Source organism: Bordetella avium (genome assembly GCF_034424645.1).
GTDB classification, from domain to species: domain Bacteria; phylum Pseudomonadota; class Gammaproteobacteria; order Burkholderiales; family Burkholderiaceae_B; genus Bordetella; species Bordetella avium.
Genome location: NZ_CP139969.1, coordinates 533,109 through 548,923, shown reverse-complemented (window position 1 = coordinate 548,923; position 15,815 = coordinate 533,109). Strand labels below are relative to the sequence as shown.

Below are 15,815 nucleotides of genomic sequence, written 5' to 3'. Positions count from 1 at the left end.
ACACCACCGCTGCAATGACAGTTAACTACGTTTAAAGAAGCTTTTCCTGGCCCGACAAGGCATCGTCGAGCAATAGGTTCATTTCTTCGATTCTACGCTTGAAGTCGCCGACTGCCAAACCGCCCAAGGGGCCATCGGGCGCCTTCATGGCAAGCAGCTCGCCTGCAATTTGCAGCGCCGCCATCACCGCTATGCGTTCGTTGCTGGAAACCTTGCCGGTGCCCTGGATGCGCAGCATGAGCTGATCCACATGGCGCACCGCAGCAAGCAAAACGGGCTTCTCTTCGGCTGAACACGCGAGGGAATAGTCGCGGCCCAGGATACTGACATCTAGGCGTTCCATCAGGCTTGTTCTCCCGCTGCGGCGCCCGGCAGACGCGCCAGGACAGCATCAATGCGTTCGCGTGCCGAAGAAGCAGCCGTACGCAAGCGCTGCAACTCGACGTCGCGAGCGGCCAGCACCTGCTGGATTTCGCTCTCACGAGTGGTGATGCGCGCCTGGAGAGCCTGGCGGTCTGCGGATTCACGGGCGAGCTGGTCCCTGAGCTCGGCTTGCGCCTGCTGGGATTCCGCCCTGGCAAGATTCAGCGCAGCGTCGTGATCGTGCATCTGTTCTTTCAGGGCCTGTAGTTCGGCTTCACGGTCGGCACAACGCTGCCTGAGGGCGCGCGCCTCGGCGTCGCTATCGTTCAGACGGATACGCAACGCATCGCGCTCGGCGTGCAGTTGTCGGGTGCGTTGCACCAATTGCCCAATTCGGGCGGCGAGTTGATCAAGGTCTTGCAGCATGGGCGCTATCGTAAACCATCCGGAACCGATTCGGGTCGCTTCACACACACGGAGAAACAGGGCAAGCTCTGGTTCCACATGAAAGTTTCATGCCAGATAACTTTCACTGCAGGAAAGAAGTAAACATCGAGGCTTAATTTCATCTTTCCGTTTACTTTCTTTTTACTTTCATTAAGCTTTCAATCGCCATTCAACTGAGCAATCTGGTTACAAGTAAAACCCGGATCATCCCTTACTTACACCCAAATCAAGGGAAAACCCTAGCTTATCTGATGAATGCCAGGGTTTGCATGGCGCATCCCCTCAATTACCATTCGGCCTTCAAAAAAGCGCCATTTAGCTTTCAGTCCATCCGCAGACGCTTTCAATAAGAACGAATGGCACCTCCAAGTGCCTTTTTGTGCCCGTCGTCCATGACCAACATCGCGCCGGGCTCACGCAAATCTACACGCTGTAAAACAGGAGCCAAACAATCATGCAGCTACGCAATCGACAGGATTTCTGGTCGGGGGTGATGTTTATCATCCTCGGACTGGGATTCTCCTGGCAGGCCAGCAGCTACCAAATGGGCACTGCGGCCCGCATGGGGCCTGGGTACTTCCCTTTCTGGCTAGGACTCGTTCTCGCCCTGCTGGGCGCAATCGTTCTGCTCAGCTCGCTCTCGAAGAAGGCCACTGAAACTCACGTCGACCGATTCGACTGGCGTGTGGTCTTTCTGGTGATTGGCTCCGTTGTTGTATACGCCCTGGTGCTCAAGCTGCTGGGTGTTTATATCTCCGTGTTCCTGCTGGTTGTGCTCAGCAGTGTGGCAAGCCATGAGTTCAATCTCAAGGTTGCCATTGCCAACGGTATTTTCCTGGCGGTGTTCTCGTACTTGGCCTTCATCAAGGGCCTGGGCTTGATCTTCCCGCTGTGGCCGTCGTTTATCTAAGGCTAGAGGAGCACACTCGCCATGGAATTGCTTGACAACCTCATGCTGGGTTTCTCGGTGGCGGTCACGCCCGAGAATCTGGCCTACGCCCTGCTGGGCTGCATTCTGGGTACGCTGATCGGCGTGCTGCCTGGCATCGGTCCCGTGCCGACCATTGCCATGCTGTTGCCCATCACCTACGTGCTGCCGCCGGTGGCCGGCCTGATCATGCTTGCCGGCATTTATTACGGCGCCCAGTATGGGGGGTCGACGACCGCCATTCTGGTGGCGTTGCCCGGGGAAACCTCCGCAGTGGTGACCGTGCTGGACGGCCACCAGATGGCCCGTAACGGCCGCGCCGGCGCTGCCCTGGCCATCGCGGCGCTGGGCTCTTTCTTCGCTGGCTGCGTGGCCACGCTGCTGCTGGCCGCCTTCGCCCCCCCGCTGGCCGAGGTCGCCTTCAAGTTCGGCCCTGCTGAATATTTCTCGCTGATGGTGCTGGGCCTGGTGGGTGCGGTGGTGCTGGCTTCGGGCTCCCTGCCCAAGGCCATCGCCATGATCATTCTCGGCCTGTTGCTGGGCATGGTCGGCACCGACGTGAATTCGGGCGTGGCCCGTTTCGACTTCGGCGTCCCCGAACTGCAAGACGGTATCGACTTCGCCATCGTGGCCATGGGCGTGTTCGGTTTCTCCGAAATCATGAACAACCTTGAGCAACGGGAAAACCGCGTAGACATCACGGACAAGATCGGCAATCTGTACCCGAACAAGCAAGAGTTCAAGGAAGCGGCCCCGGCCGTGATCCGCGGCACGGCCCTGGGCTCGGCGCTGGGCATCCTGCCTGGCGGCGGCGCAGTGCTGTCTTCTTTCGCGTCGTATACGCTGGAGAAGAAGATCTCCCGCAACCCCGAACGCTTCGGTAAGGGCCACCCGGCCGGTCTGGCTGGCCCAGAATCGGCTAACAATGCTGCGGCGCAGACTTCCTTCATCCCGCTGCTGACGCTGGGCATTCCCGGTAATGCAGTGATGGCCCTGATGGTTGGCGCCATGACCATCCACAACATTCAGCCTGGCCCTCAGGTGATGAGCAGCCACCCCGAGCTGTTCTGGGGTCTGATCGCCTCCATGTGGATCGGCAATCTGATGCTGGTGATCCTGAACCTACCCCTGATCGGCTTGTGGGTCAAACTGCTAAAGGTGCCCTATCGCATCCTGTTCCCAGCCATTCTGGTGTTCTGCACCATCGGGGTGTACTCGCTGAATTACAACACCTTTGATATCTTCATGACGGCGGCTTTCGGCATCGTGGGTTATCTCTGGTCCAAGCTGAAGTGTGAGGGCGCACCGCTGCTGCTGGGCCTGGTGCTGGGCCCCATGATGGAAGAGAACTTCCGCCGCGCTCTGCTTTTGTCTCGCGGCGACTTCTCGACCTTCATCACCCGTCCGCTGTCGGCCTCGCTGCTAGCGCTGGCGCTGGCCCTCGTCGTGCTGGTTGCACTACCCGCCATCCGCAAGAAACGCGAAGAGACCTTTGTCGAAGAAGACTGAGGACTCTGATGGGAAAGCCGGGCCCGCAAGGCCCGGCTTTTTTTTGCGCCCGCAACAGGCACCGGACATGTTCTGAGTGGATCATCGCTGGCTGGCAGTGTAGGAACACTGGCCCGGCCGCTCGACCTGCAGCGCATCGAAATGGAACTGCGCGCTGGCACCGCGCCACCCTAGTTACCGACCGCCCGGCCCGCCTCTGCCCCGACGAAAGCGGGTGCTTAAGGCTCGCTGCGGACGGATGATTAAGGTAAGTTAACGGCTTTGCGGTTTCACTCTTTGCGGGAAGCTCGAGCATGGCAAGCATTGGCTCAAAAACCTATGACAACGTCGCGGCGAAAAAAGTCGCTTTTCTCGGCCTGGGCGTGATGGGTCTGCCCATGGCCGGGCACTTGGCGCGTGCCGGACATGACGTGACTGTCTACAACCGCAGCCCGGCCAAGGCTCAGGCCTGGGTGCAAGAGTTCGGAGGAAAGTCGGCCCCCACACCGCGTGACGCCGCACAAGGTGCGCAGATTGTCTTTGCCTGCGTTGGCAATGACGACGACTTGCGCAGCGTGGTGCTAGGCGATGATGGGGCTTTTGCCGGCATGCCCGAAGGCGCCACCTTCGTTGACCACACCACCGCCTCGGCCGACGTCGCACGCGAACTGTATGCGCAGGCCAAAGCGCTCGGCTTGAATTTCGTGGATGCGCCGGTCTCGGGAGGACAGGCGGGCGCGGTCAATGGCGTATTGACCATCATGTGCGGTGGCGAGCCCGAGGTCTTTGAAGCCATCAAGCCGGTGGCGGCCGCCTATGGCCGCGCAGTCACTCTAGTGGGAGCGCCGGGCGCCGGCCAATTGGCCAAGATGGTCAACCAGATTTGCATCGCAGGTGTGGTGCAAGGGCTTTCTGAAGCCGTCGCATTTGGCGAAGCCGCCGGCCTCGACATGAAACTCGTGCTCGACGTCATCAGCAAAGGGGCCGCGCAAAGCTGGCAGATGGAAAACAGGGGCAAGACGATGGTCGATGGCAAATTCGACTTTGGTTTCGCCGTTGACTGGATGCGCAAAGACCTGGGCCTGGTGCTGGATGAAGCGCGCAATAACGGCGCGCGCCTTCCCCTGACCGCCCTGGTCGACCAGTTCTACGCCGATGTGCAGAAACACGGAGGCGGCCGCTGGGACACGTCCAGCCTCATCACGCGTTTGCGCAACTAAGCAAGCCCGGCGCGGTTTCGCCCGCGCCTCAGGCCAGTTGGGGCAGCAGTTCATCAATACGCGCCTTGGCCTGAGCCAACCCTTCGGCCGCGGCGAACTCCCCCATCGCCATGCCTTCGGCGGCGATAACCGTGACATCCTGCATGCCCAGAAAGCCCAGCATCTGCTTCAGATACGGTGTCATGCTGTCCTGCGGCGTACCCAAGGCCTTGCCGCCGCGCGCAATCAGCACATACACCTGCTTGCCCTGGAGCAAGCCCTCAGGCACCCCTTCTGGCGTATAACGGAAAGTGATACCCGCACGCGCCACATAGTCCAGATAGCTTTTGAGTTGGGCTGGTAGGTTGAAATTGTAGGTCGGCACCGCAAACACCACGCGCTCGGCAGCCTGCAACTCGGCGATCAGCGCGTCCGAAAGCGCCACGATGGCGCGCTGTGCGTCGCTGCGCGCATCGGCCGGGGTGAACAAGGCGCCCGCCGTCTCGGCATCGAAGTAAGGGACCGGCTGTGCGGCCAGGTCCCGCACCGTGATGTCGCTGGCTGGCTCATGCTCACGCATACGAGCCAGAAAATGATCCGCAAGCGCCTTGGATTTGGAACGATCACCAAGGATGGACGAAAGCAGGACGAGGGTCTTCAAGAGGAATCTCCGGTTATAGGGTGGCGCGTTGCCATGCCACGTACTGTACGGAGCTTCATTAATTACATAAATAGCCCTATGATTAACTTATCGTTCCAAATTTAGAACAATCATGCAGGATCTCAACGATCTTTTCTATTTTTCCCAAGTTGTCGATCAAGGCGGCTTCAGCGCTGCGGCACGCGTACTGGACATTCCCAAATCCCGTCTCTCGCGGCGCATTTCTCAGCTGGAAGAAAGACTAGGCGTGCGGCTTTTGCAGCGCACGACGCGGCGTTTGCGCCTGACCACGGCAGGCGAGCGCTACCTGCATTACTGCCGCGAGATGACCGCCTCAGCGCGCGCCGCCGAAGATGCGATGCGCCAGTTGCAAATCGAACCCTCCGGCCCTGTCGTGGTGAGTTGCCCGATTTCCCTCGCCCAGCAGGTACTGGCCCCACTGCTGCCGGAATTCATGAGTGCCTGGCCTGAGGTATCGATCCAGATGCTGGCAACCAATCGCCGCGTAGATCTGATCAACGAGGGGGTGGATCTGGCTTTGCGAGTGCGCACCAAACTGGATACCGATGCCGAACTTGTCGTGCGGCAGTTCGGCGCGGCCAGCAGCACACTGGTGGCCAGCCCGGCTTACCTGCAGCGCCATGGCACACCGGAGACGCCTGAAGACCTGCTTCAGCACATGACACTGAGCTTCAACGACCCTCAAACCGAGGTGGTCTGGTCTTTGCACAACGGCAAAGGAGAGGAGCGCCATGTCACAGTAGCCCCACGCTTGTGCTGCAATGATTTCATCGTGCTTGCGGCCGCGGCGGCGAACAGCCGTGGCATTGCCCTGCTGCCGACGGCCGCCACCCAAACGGAAATGCGGCGGGGAGAACTCGTGCCCGTGCTACCCGACTGGCGCTCGCCCGAGGGTATCGTGCATTGCATCTATCCCTCCCGTCGCGGCATGATTCCCGCGGTGCGCGTCTTCCTGGATTTTCTGTCCGAACACCTTGGCCCCAGCTACGAACAATTCGGCATGAAACCCCTCACGCGCTGAGCGGGAGTTCGCCTGAAGAACGCTCCTCCACGAGTACGGCGGCACCAAGCCATGCAAGCATCAGGTTCCCGGGCCACTCAGGGCCCGGATAGGAGCCGACATGCCTACTACCCCAACACTGCCCGACGCCAACTTTCTCCCTTCGATCGGCGATTTTGACGCCATCCTTGCGAGCTATGCGGCTGAAGCCGGCATGGCCGCCCGCGACGGCGTCGTAAGGCTGGTGACTTACACGCCCCACACCTATCTGCTCAGAGGGAATAGCCCGATACGCAACGGCAGCTTCGACGCTGCGGCCCTGCTGGCCAGCCTGAAGGCCGTCGCGCCCCTGCCCTCGCGCTTTTATATGATAGACGTGAGCCTGACTTCCGACCTCTTGCCTCACGAGTTCGCCGATAAAAAAGTCGAGGCTGAGTATTGGCGGCAGCACTCGCAGGCAGGCCGCCTGATCTCTCATCCCGTATTCGGCGCCGTCACCAGCCCCGACGATTTCCCCGATGTGCCGCGCAGAAAAATATCGGCCTTGCCCGGGGTAGACCGGCTGCCCGAGCTTCTCGCAGCGCTGCACCAAGAGATGTCGGAATGCACGCCTACCGTCATCTATGTGCATTGCGAGGCCGGGAAAGACCGCACGGGTGAAGTCATCGCAGCCTACAGCATGCAGTATTTGCGGCTATCTTATCGGGACGCCCTGGCCCAGGCCCGCGAGATCGCGGGCCGCCACCTCAACCGGTTCAACGAACAGGCCATGCGCTGGTATGCCTATTACCTGCGCGACATACTCGGTGTGCAAACTATCGGCGCCATCGATTGAATCAACACTTCCCAGCTATGAAACAGGCTGTGCTGGGCGTCCCACACCGTGACGGAAGCAAGCAAAACGGGAACCGACAGGGTAGCCACAGCGGCCCTGGCCAAACCGCGATCTGCACATTGAGCAGGATGAGCAGCGCCCAGGCCCGAACCGCTGGTCTCCGGCATCCGAGGCAGCGCCCTGAATCCCCGGGCTGTCCCCGACGCGATCCAGAAACAGGGGCAAAGCGGTAGCTCAGGACGCAGGCTCGTCGTTACCCCCCTGTTGCAATGCAAGCGGAATCCAGAATACGGCGGCCAGCCCATGGCCCCCCTGCGCATTGGGCTCACCGTCCTGCAGCTCGATATCGCCATCATTGCGGCGTGCGAAAGCCCGCGCAATGGATAGACCCAAACCGGAGCCCGAAGCGCCAGGCGTACGATCCAGGCCAACGCGCTCGAAACGCTCAAAAGCCCGGGCGCGCAATTCCGGCTCAACGCCAGGGCCATTATCGGCCACGATGACCTCGGCACGCTGGTCTTTTTTCACGACCGAAACCGTGATCGTGGCGCCCGGCGGCGCATAGTTAATGGCGTTATGCACAAGATTTGATAGCAATTCGTGTAACTCGGCCTCGCTGCCCGAAACCGGCACAACCGCGCCGCGCTGCCTGACCTTGCCGTCCTCGTCGCCGCGCGCATCCACCCAACCCAGATCCTGGCGCTTTTCGTGCGCCACAGGTAAGTATTGCAGTACCACTTCGCGTGCAAGATCGTTCAGGTCTAGCACCTGGCGCGGCATGACTTCAGCCTGGCTGGCATGCGCCAGTGACAGCAACTGCTCGGTCAGGCGGCGCGTACGGCCCAGTTGATCCACGATCGCCCGCAAGCCTTCTTGCGCACGAGCGGGGTCGCGTTCGCGCAAGGCATATTGCGCCTGGGTCAGCATGATGGCCAGCGGCGTGCGCAACTGGTGCGAGGCATCAGCCAGAAATTGGGATTGCTCGTCAATGACATGACGATGACGGGCAATGTGGTAATTGACAGCCTCGACCAAGGGCGCAAGTTCGCGGGGCACCCGCGTCGCATCGAGTGGCGTGAGGTCATCCTGACGGCGCGAGAGAATGTCATTGCGCAAACGCACCAAGGGTCGCAGCGCCCAGGTCACCCCCCACCAAACCAGCAGGGCTACGAGAGCCAACATACGCGCATCGCGCAAGGCCTCCTGCCGTTGTGCCGCCGCCTCTGCCTCCAGGCGCTTGCCCATGCTTTCCGCGACGATCACCAGCACCTGATAATGCTGCCCGTGGTAGTAGAGGTCACGCAGCACCGCCACCGCGCGCACCGGGTCATTGCGGTAGACGGCATCGTAGAAAACGGGCTGATCATTGGCGGCAGGCCAGCGCTCGGGATAGGGCATTTCCGGCATGCCAGCCAAGCCATGCCCCACCGGCGGACCTGATTTTGCATCCGGCCAGGGCGGGTCGATCTGCTCGATGCGATAGTACTTGCGCAGACCCGCACGAGATTCCAGCATGACCTGCGCATACAAGGGCGTAGAAACCTGCAAGGCGCCGTCAGTCGTGAACTCAAGACTGCTTTCGAGCACCCTTGCGGGTTCCAACAAGGCCGAGTCGTAGGCTTCGTTGGTAATGGATGCAAGCGTGCGGTAATCGTTAAGGCTGTCGATGACGAGGAGAACGATCACCCCGGGCAGCAAAAGCGAAATGAGCAGCGCCCTAATGCCCAGCATGGGCCGGCGGCGCCTTTCAGGACTCGGAGGACTCACGGGCCACGCTTTCGAGCATATAGCCCAGGCCGCGCACCGTCACGATGCGGACATCGCTGCCAGCCAGCTTTTTACGCAAGCGGTGCAGCACCACCTCTATGGCATCGGGATTGGCTTCGCTATCGTGCGTAAATACCTTGCCGAACAACTGAGCCTTGTCTACCGGATAGCCACTGCGCGTGAGCAATGCCGCCAAAGCCGCATGCTCACGCGGGGTCAGAAAGAGCAGCGATCCGTCCAGTGTGAACGCACGGCTTTCACCATCATAGGAAAGCGATCCGCACTGCAGCCGGGGATGCTGACGGCCACGGCTGCGCCGCACCAATGCTGTCAGGCGCGCCTCAAGCTCTTCAAGGGCGAAGGGCTTAGTAAGAAAGTCATCAGCCCCGAGATTCAGGCCTCGCACACGGTCCTGCAAGGCGCCCTGAGCGGTCAGAAGCAGCACCGGTGTGCGATCATCACGATTACGCATCTCGCGCAACAAAACCAAGCCGTGTTTATCCGGCAAGCGCAAATCCATGACGATAGCGTCGTACTCGTTGCCCGCCATCAGGCCTTCGGCAGTACGCGCATCCGGCGCGTGATCGGGCAAAAATCCACTTTGCGCAAGCGCGCGCATGAGCCACGAGGCCATGTCGCGCTCATCTTCAACCAGCAATATGCGCATGTCCGTCCGTTTCCGGAGAGTTATCGGTAGACCTGGGTCCGTGCACACGTTGCCGCAGATAGCGGGTTTCGTGATGCCTGCGGAACAGGATAGCCGCCAGTTCGTTCAATGCCTGGGTATAGACATCGCGCTTGAACTCAATCACCGCATCTAGCGGAACCCAATACTGACTCCAACGCCAGGCGTCAAACTCAGGATGCTGTGTCGAACGCAAGCAGACATCGCTGTCGCGCCCGACCAGGCGCAACAGAAACCAAATTTGTTTTTGCCCTTTATAGTGGCCACGCCACTCACGCCGGACGAAATGATCTGGTACGTTGTAGCGTAACCAGTCGCGTGTACGCCCCAAAATACGGACATGCTCGGGCTTGAGGCCCACTTCCTCATGAAGTTCGCGATACATGGCTTGCACCGGGCTTTCGCCATACTTGATGCCGCCCTGCGGGAATTGCCAGGCATGCTCCCGGATTCGCTTGCCCCAAAAGACCTCGTTTTTACCGTTGACGAGAATGATGCCGACATTGGGACGGTAGCCTTCGCGATCAAGCATGGGCCACCCCCACCGAATTTAATACAATTACGGACGATTATACGTATCTGCTGCCACCTTTAAACATGCGCGCATCCAACTACCACATCAATACCCTGAAAGAGGCGCCCGCCGACGCGGAAGTCGCCAGCCACCAACTGATGACGCGCGCCGGCATGATCCGGAAGCTGGCGGGCGGCATCTACAGCTACATGCCGCTAGGCCTGAAGGTCATCCGCAAGGTCGAGCACATCATCCGCGAGGAGATGAACGCATCCGGCGCTATCGAACTGCTGATGCCGGTGGTACAGCCGGCCGAACTTTGGCAGGAGTCAGGCCGCTGGGAGCAATACGGCCAGGAACTGCTGCGTATCAAGGATCGCCATCAGCGTGACTTCGTACTCCAACCCACGTCCGAAGAAGTCATCACCGATATCGCCCGCAACGAAATCCACAGCTATCGTCAGCTGCCGGTCAACTTCTTCCACATCCAGACCAAATTCCGTGACGAGCGCCGGCCCCGCTTTGGCGTGATGCGAGGCCGCGAGTTCACCATGAAGGATGCCTACTCCTTCGACCGTGATGAGGCCGGCGCAGGCCGCAGCTACGACATCATGTTTGACGCCTACCATCGGATTTTCCGCCGGCTGGGCCTGGCCTTTCGCGCCGTGGCTGCCGATACAGGCTCCATCGGCGGCTCGCGCAGCCACGAATTCCAGGTGATCGCCGATACGGGCGAAGACTTGCTGGTGTTCAACCCGGATTCCGATTACGCCGCCAATATCGAGTTGGCCGAAGCGGTCAGCCTGTTGACCGAGCGTGCAAGGCCGGCGGAAGCCCTTCAGGAGGTGGCCACGCCTGGCGCCGCCAAATGCGAAGCCGTGGCCGAACTGCTTGGCCTGCCGCTGTCGCAAACCGTCAAATCCATCGTGCTCGCCACCGAGTCCGAAAAAGACGGTGTGCAAATCTGGTTGGTGTTGCTGCGCGGCGACCATGAGTTGAACGAAGTGAAGGTCGGCAAGGTTCCTGGCCTGCAAAACTTCCGTCTCGCCACCGAAGCCGAGATCGTCGAGCATTTCGGCTGCAAACCGGGCTATCTGGGCCCCATCGCAACGGCCAAGCCTGTGCGCATCATCGCTGACCGTACGGTCGCCAACATGGCGGACTTCGTCTGCGGCGCAAACCGCCCGGACTTCCATCTCCGGGGCGTGAACTGGGGCCGCGATCTGCCTGAGCCTGAATTGGTCACGGATTTACGCAATGTGGTGGCGGGTGATCCGTCGCCCGATGGCAAGGGCACCCTGGCCATCCAGCGTGGCATCGAAGTCGGCCATGTATTCTTCCTGGGCACCAAGTATTCCGAAGCCCTGAAGGCCACATTCCTTGACGAAACCGGCAAACCGGCCCTCATGCAGATGGGCTGCTACGGCATCGGTGTCACCCGTATCGTCGGCGCCGCCATCGAGCAGAACTTCGACAACCGCGGCATTATCTGGCCGCGCGCCATCGCGCCTTTCGAGGTCGTGATCTGCCCGGTCGGCTGGGGCAAAAGTGAAACAGTACGTAACAAGTCCGAGGCACTGTATCAAGCCCTGCGCGAGCAAGGCATCGATGTCATCCTGGATGACCGCGACGCGCGCCCCGGCGTGATGTTTGCTGAATGGGAGCTCATCGGAGTACCGCTGCGCGTCACGATCGGCGACCGTGGTCTGAACGACGGCGTCATCGAGTTGCAAGGCCGCCGCGATACAGAAACTGTAAAAATTTCGGTCGATTCAGCATTGAAAGAGATACTGAATAAACTCGAAACGCTGTAGACTGCGCCCCGGGCCATTATCGGCCCGGGTTTCCCCTAGGCCGTTTATCTACCGTGAGCCAGCAGACGCCTGCCGAATCCATTCTGCGTGTACGTATCTACTATGAAGATACCGACGCAGGCGGAGTGGTTTTCTACGCCAATTACCTCAAGTTCTTCGAGCGTGCCCGCACCGAATGGCTGCGGGAGCTCGGGGTAGACCAATCCAAGCTGGTTCGTGAGCACAAGCGGATGTTTGTCGTCCAAGGGCTGAACATGGCTTACCGCCGCCCCGCCCTGCTCGACGACTTTCTGACTATCCGCAGCCGCATCATCCGTCTGGGGCGCGCTTCGATACACTTCGCACAGCGTGCCGAACGGGATGGGGAACTGCTGGCGGAGGGACAAATCCAAGTCTGTTGCGTAGACTCGGAGAGCATGCGACCCGCGGCGCTGCCCGACTTCCTCCGCGCCAAATTGGAATTCACTCAGGAATAACCATGCAAGTCACCAGCGACATGTCGTTGTCTTCGCTGCTTTTCAATGCCAGCGTGCCGGTTCAGCTCATCATGCTATTACTCCTGGGCATTTCGGTCGTGTCGTGGACATATATTTTCGCCAAACGGATGGCGATCAAACGCGCCAACCAGCAGACTCGCCGCTTCGAGGACGATTTCTGGTCGGGCGGTGACCTCGCCATGCTCCAGCAGGCCGTCTCGTCGCGCCGCGATGAGCAAGGCGCGCTAGCCCGCATTTTCGATGCCGGCATGACCGAGTTCCTGAAAGCCCGACGCAGCGGCGGTGACTCCAGCAGCCTGCTCGATGGTCCGCGCCGCGCCATGCGCGCAGCCTACCAGCGCGAAATGGACTCGCTGGAATCGCACCTGAATTTTCTCGCCTCAGCCGGCTCGGTCAGCCCTTACATCGGCCTTCTGGGTACGGTCTGGGGCATCATGCATGCCTTCATCGGCCTGTCCAATATGCAGCAGGCCACCCTGGCCTCGGTGGCACCCGGCATCGCAGAAGCCTTGATCGCCACGGCAATCGGCCTGTTTGCAGCCATCCCTGCCGTAGTGGCCTATAACCGCTTCACCAACGACATCGATCGCATCTCGATCCGCTTCGACAGCTTCGTCGATGAGTTTCTGAACATCTTGCAGCGGCAGGTGCGCTAATGCCTTCGGTACGTTCCAGCGGCCGTGGCGGCCGCCGCATGAAGGCCGACATCAATGTCGTGCCCTATATCGACGTGATGCTGGTGCTGCTGGTGATCTTCATGGTCACCGCTCCGCTCATTACGCCGGGCCTGATACAGTTGCCTTCGGTCGGCGCCGCCTCCGATGTGCCCGTCAAGCCGCTGGAAGTGCAGATTTCGGAAAATGGCCAGATTGCCATGCGCATGCGTGAACCGGGCGCCCAACTGGAAGACATCCAGCGCTCGGATCTGTTGAATCAAGTCCGATCACGTATCACGGCCGAAACGCCGGTCGTGATCGCAGCGGACGGCAAGGTTCCCTACGAAACCGTAGTCAAAGTGATGGACGAGTTGCGCAGTAACGGCATCACCCGCCTCGGTCTGCTGGTGGACCAGGGTGGCAGTTCGCAGCCAACGCCCGCCAAGAAACGCTGATTGCGCCATGCCCCCGATTATTCGATCCGACAGCAAAAACCCCTGGTCGCCAGAGCGTAAGGACACGGCCAAGTCCCTCGGCTTGGCCATTCTGGCGCACCTGCTGTTGATCGTAGTACTGATATTTGGTCTGAACTGGCGTACGGAAAACCCCGGCCCCGTCCAGGTTGAACTCTGGATGGACGGCGACACCCCCAACGCGACACCGCCCAAGCCCGAACCCGAACCCGAGCCTGAGCCGCCTACGCCGCAGCAACCGCCCAAGCCTGAACCCGAACCGGCCCCGCCCGAGCCTACGCCTGAGCCGCCGCCGCCGCCGCCTCCTCCTCCTACGCCCAAGCCGCAGGCTCAGCCCGAACCCCAGCCCGATCCCGAGATCGCGTTGGAGGCTGCGCGCAAGAAGCGCGAACAGGAGGAAAAAGCCCGGCAGGCGGCCGAGGCCGCAAAGGAAAAAGCGCGTCTCGAAGAAGAGCGTCGCCAGGCCGAGCTGAAGGAAAAGCAGCGCCTGGAGCAGGAGCGTAAGGCTGCCGAACAAAAGGCCAAGGAAGAAGCTGCCAAGAAGGCTGCCGAACAAAAGGCCAAGGAAGAGGCTGCCAAGAAGGCCGCTGAACAGAAAGCCAAGGAAGAAGCCGCCAAGAAGGCCGCTGAAAAAGCCGCAGCGGAAAAAGCTGCGGCAGAAAAAGCGGCTGCCGAACAGAAAGCCAAGGAAGAGGCCGCGAAGAAAGCTGCCGCCGATAAAAAGGCGAAGGAAGACGCCGCCAAGAAAGCAGCCGCTGACAAAGCCCTGCGAGATGCCTTCCGCAATGACATTCTCGGTACAGCCGGGGTGCCCGGTGGCACGGCCGACCGCAATCAGGCCGGCGGAGGCCGGGATAACGGCTATGGCGCCAAGGTTCGCGCCTGCGTGCAACCAGGGGTTGCCTATCCGACGCCGCCACGCGCAGGCTCGGCCAATCCCACCGTGGAATACCGAGTACAGTTAGGTAGTGATGGCAGGGTGAACAACCTGACGTTGACGCGCTCCTCCGGCAACGCTGGCTTTGACCGTGCTGTCGAAAACGGCATTCGCCGCTGCAACCCCTTCCCCAAGCCTTCGACGGGGCGCTACGAGCCCCTTATCGACGTCGTGTACCGTATGTATGATTGACAGGAGATTGCCGACCATGACACCCGCCTTCAGCCGAGCTTCCCTGTCGGAAGCCTTGCGATCGTATGGCCTTGCACTGCTGCTTTTCCTGGCCACGCTGCTTGCATGGCAACCGGCTCACGCGCAACTGCGCGTTGATATTTCTGGAACAGGCGCAACCCAATACCCCATCGCCATTGCCGATTTCGCGGGTGATGACGTGCGCGGCCGAGCCTTGGCCGAGGTCATCCGCGCTGACCTGACCCGCACGGGTCAGTTCCGCCTCATCAATGCCGCTGGCTCAGGCCTGACGGTCGACTCGCCCATCAATTACGATGATTGGCGTGGCCGTGGTGCCGACTATGTCGCCTATGGCAGTATCAGCCAGGGTGCAGATGGCCGCTTCGAAATCCGTTATCGTCTGGCTGACACCGTCAAGAAAAACCAGCTCGACGGCGTTGCCTTCTCGGGCACCGAACCGGAACTGCGCCGGATCGCACACCAGATCGCTGACCGCATCTACGAAAAAATCACCGGCGTGCGTGGCGTTTTCGCCACCCGTATTGCCTATGTTCTGAAGCAAGGTAATACCTACGAGCTGCAGGTTGCCGATGCCGACGGCCAGAACCCCCAGGTTGCCCTGCGTTCGCGCGAACCCATTATTTCGCCGACCTGGTCGCCCGATGGCTCCAAGCTGGCTTATGTGAGCTTCCACTCCGGCAAGCCCGTGGTCTACGTGCAGACGCTGGCCACACGCTCGCAAATCCCGGTGGCCAACTTCAAGGGCAATAACAGCGCCCCGGCCTGGTCTCCTGACGGATCGCAGCTCGCAGTCGCCCTGACCCAGGACGGTTTGTCGCAGATTTACATCGTCTCGGCTGATGGCAGCGCCAAACCGCGCCGTATTACGCGTTCGCCTGGCATCGACACCGAACCGACCTTTACGCCTGACGGCCGTTCCATTATCTTTACTAGTGATCGCAGCGGCGGGCCGCAAATCTACCAAGTCGGCCTTGATGGCGGTGACGCCCGCCGACTGACGTTTAACGGTAGTTACAACATATCACCCCGAATTTCTCCTGATGGCTCGACGCTGCTGTACGTTGCTAGACGCGACGGCGCGTTCCGAATCGCTTCGCTAAACCTGCCTACCGGCACAGAAACTCTGCTGACCGACGGTCGTGATGACCAGTCGCCGAGCTTTGCGCCCAACGGCATGCAGGTACTCTACGCAGCCACACAAAATGGGCGTAGCGTGCTTGCCGGTGTATCGAGCGATGGCCGCGTGCGGCAGACCCTGTCAGTCCTGAATGGGGAAATACGTGAACCAACGTGGGGCCCTTTTACCCGATAACACGT

Annotated in this window: 17 protein-coding genes; 11 read left to right on the top strand and 6 right to left on the bottom strand. The window is 60.4% G+C overall.

Annotated features, from left to right (window positions below; all coding sequences use genetic code 11):
• Window positions 1-31 precede the first annotated feature (31 nt).
• Window positions 32-343 carry a cell division protein ZapA gene (locus U0029_RS02590; protein WP_012418539.1) on the bottom strand — a complete coding sequence of 104 codons (312 nt, stop codon included), beginning with the start codon at window positions 341-343 and terminating at the stop codon, window positions 32-34.
• Entirely contained in the window at window positions 343-789 is a 447-nt protein-coding gene (locus tag U0029_RS02585; protein ID WP_039051846.1) for a hypothetical protein, read from the bottom strand. The genes U0029_RS02590 and U0029_RS02585 overlap by 1 nt, the downstream gene beginning before the upstream one ends.
• A gap of 475 nt (window positions 790-1,264) precedes the next feature.
• Here U0029_RS02585 and U0029_RS02580 point away from each other — a divergent pair, with 475 nt between their 5' ends.
• The 3 genes from U0029_RS02580 (at window position 1,265) to U0029_RS02570 (ending at window position 4,446) form a co-directional block, all read left to right on the top strand.
• Window positions 1,265-1,720, top strand: a complete 456-nt coding sequence (locus tag U0029_RS02580; RefSeq protein ID WP_012418541.1) for a tripartite tricarboxylate transporter TctB family protein — start codon at window positions 1,265-1,267, stop codon at window positions 1,718-1,720.
• Window positions 1,721-1,741: 21 nt separating this feature from the next.
• Window positions 1,742-3,247 carry a tripartite tricarboxylate transporter permease gene (locus U0029_RS02575; protein WP_039051847.1) on the top strand — a complete coding sequence of 502 codons (1,506 nt, stop codon included), beginning with the start codon at window positions 1,742-1,744 and terminating at the stop codon, window positions 3,245-3,247.
• A 293-nt stretch (window positions 3,248-3,540) separates the two neighbouring features.
• Window positions 3,541-4,446, top strand: a complete 906-nt coding sequence (locus U0029_RS02570; RefSeq protein WP_012418542.1) for an NAD(P)-dependent oxidoreductase — start codon at window positions 3,541-3,543, stop codon at window positions 4,444-4,446.
• 28 nt (window positions 4,447-4,474) lie between these two features.
• On the opposite strand, the gene U0029_RS02565 is transcribed toward U0029_RS02570, so the two are convergent.
• Window positions 4,475-5,086, bottom strand: a complete 612-nt coding sequence (locus tag U0029_RS02565; protein WP_114852230.1) for an FMN-dependent NADH-azoreductase — start codon at window positions 5,084-5,086, stop codon at window positions 4,475-4,477.
• A 112-nt stretch (window positions 5,087-5,198) separates the two neighbouring features.
• On the opposite strand from U0029_RS02565, the gene U0029_RS02560 reads away from it, so the two are divergent.
• Together U0029_RS02560 and U0029_RS02555 are read left to right on the top strand one after the other, a co-directional pair.
• Entirely contained in the window at window positions 5,199-6,128 is a 930-nt protein-coding gene (locus U0029_RS02560) for a LysR family transcriptional regulator (RefSeq protein WP_012418544.1), read from the top strand.
• 100 nt (window positions 6,129-6,228) lie between these two features.
• Window positions 6,229-6,942: a protein-tyrosine phosphatase family protein gene (locus U0029_RS02555; RefSeq protein WP_012418545.1), complete on the top strand. Its 714-nt coding sequence runs from the start codon at window positions 6,229-6,231 to the stop codon at window positions 6,940-6,942.
• Window positions 6,943-7,176: 234 nt separating this feature from the next.
• On the opposite strand, the gene U0029_RS02550 is transcribed toward U0029_RS02555, so the two are convergent.
• The 3 genes from U0029_RS02550 to U0029_RS02540 are packed head-to-tail and all read right to left on the bottom strand — an operon-like array spanning window position 7,177 to window position 9,926.
• A complete protein-coding gene (locus U0029_RS02550) occupies window positions 7,177-8,673 on the bottom strand; it encodes a sensor histidine kinase (protein WP_012418546.1) in 1,497 nt (498 codons plus the stop codon).
• Window positions 8,674-8,689: 16 nt separating this feature from the next.
• Complete coding sequence (locus U0029_RS02545; RefSeq protein WP_025515747.1) at window positions 8,690-9,376, bottom strand: response regulator; 687 nt, start codon at window positions 9,374-9,376, stop codon at window positions 8,690-8,692.
• On the bottom strand, window positions 9,357-9,926 hold the full coding sequence (locus tag U0029_RS02540; protein ID WP_039051848.1) for an RNA pyrophosphohydrolase: 570 nt from the start codon (window positions 9,924-9,926) through the stop codon (window positions 9,357-9,359). Before U0029_RS02540 ends, U0029_RS02545 begins: the two co-directional genes overlap by 20 nt.
• A gap of 65 nt (window positions 9,927-9,991) precedes the next feature.
• Here U0029_RS02540 and U0029_RS02535 point away from each other — a divergent pair, with 65 nt between their 5' ends.
• From U0029_RS02535 to tolB, 6 genes are read left to right on the top strand one after another with little or no spacing between them, the layout of a single operon-like run.
• Window positions 9,992-11,722: a proline--tRNA ligase gene (locus U0029_RS02535; protein ID WP_012418549.1), complete on the top strand. Its 1,731-nt coding sequence runs from the start codon at window positions 9,992-9,994 to the stop codon at window positions 11,720-11,722.
• A 53-nt stretch (window positions 11,723-11,775) separates the two neighbouring features.
• Window positions 11,776-12,198 carry a tol-pal system-associated acyl-CoA thioesterase gene (gene ybgC, locus U0029_RS02530; RefSeq protein WP_039051849.1) on the top strand — a complete coding sequence of 141 codons (423 nt, stop codon included), beginning with the start codon at window positions 11,776-11,778 and terminating at the stop codon, window positions 12,196-12,198.
• A 2-nt stretch (window positions 12,199-12,200) separates the two neighbouring features.
• Window positions 12,201-12,875, top strand: coding sequence for a protein TolQ (gene tolQ / locus U0029_RS02525; RefSeq protein WP_012418551.1), 675 nt, complete (start codon window positions 12,201-12,203; stop codon window positions 12,873-12,875).
• Window positions 12,875-13,330 carry an ExbD/TolR family protein gene (locus U0029_RS02520; RefSeq protein WP_012418552.1) on the top strand — a complete coding sequence of 152 codons (456 nt, stop codon included), beginning with the start codon at window positions 12,875-12,877 and terminating at the stop codon, window positions 13,328-13,330. Before tolQ ends, U0029_RS02520 begins: the two co-directional genes overlap by 1 nt.
• Window positions 13,331-13,337: 7 nt before the next feature.
• Window positions 13,338-14,477: a cell envelope integrity protein TolA gene (tolA, locus tag U0029_RS02515; protein WP_114852229.1), complete on the top strand. Its 1,140-nt coding sequence runs from the start codon at window positions 13,338-13,340 to the stop codon at window positions 14,475-14,477.
• A gap of 16 nt (window positions 14,478-14,493) precedes the next feature.
• A complete protein-coding gene (gene tolB / locus U0029_RS02510; protein WP_039051850.1) occupies window positions 14,494-15,810 on the top strand; it encodes a Tol-Pal system beta propeller repeat protein TolB in 1,317 nt (438 codons plus the stop codon).
• The last annotated feature ends 5 nt before the right edge of the window (window positions 15,811-15,815 follow it).